General features: G+C 33.6%; 1 protein-coding gene. It reads right to left on the minus strand.

Annotated features, from left to right (window positions below; all coding sequences use genetic code 11):
* Positions 1–100 precede the first annotated feature (100 nt).
* A partial coding sequence (locus tag B0X80_RS20275) for a hypothetical protein (RefSeq protein WP_245825512.1) occupies positions 101–509 on the minus strand: 409 nt, incomplete at its 5' end.

Here is a 509-nt window from a genome sequence, read left to right on the forward strand (position 1 = left end):
TATAACGCCTCATTAAGAGGCTAAAAATTGTTGGCTAAAATCAGCGAGGCACGAGCAGTAGCCAACTGTTTTTAGTCCTTTTGAATGACTTGTTATATTTTCAATTTAGCTCAACTGGCAGACTAACCGAAATACCGCAGTCTTGACCATAGCTGAAGCTTAAAAAATAATGCTCTTTAGATTTAACTATTCCAGTAAACCAAACTTTTAAAATGCCATTTTCGTTTATAGGTTGCAAGCTTGTATAAAATGTTGGATTTTTCAAGCTATCTTTGAATATGCCAGCATTTTGAAAATTTAAACCACTGATAGTTTTTGGAAACGAAGTAATAACACTATAGCCGTTAACACTGTTCGTTTTTTTAATTTGGAATAAATGTGAATACTGATGGTTCCATTTTTCAAATTGCTTATCAGTGATATGACATGACATAGCGCTACTGAAAAAGGATACAAAATAAAGTAACAAAACTATCCTCAACCCCATTCCTCCCTGAAAATATAACGCC

The organism is Pseudocolwellia agarivorans, from assembly GCF_002000085.1.
Classification (GTDB): domain Bacteria; phylum Pseudomonadota; class Gammaproteobacteria; order Enterobacterales; family Alteromonadaceae; genus Pseudocolwellia; species Pseudocolwellia agarivorans.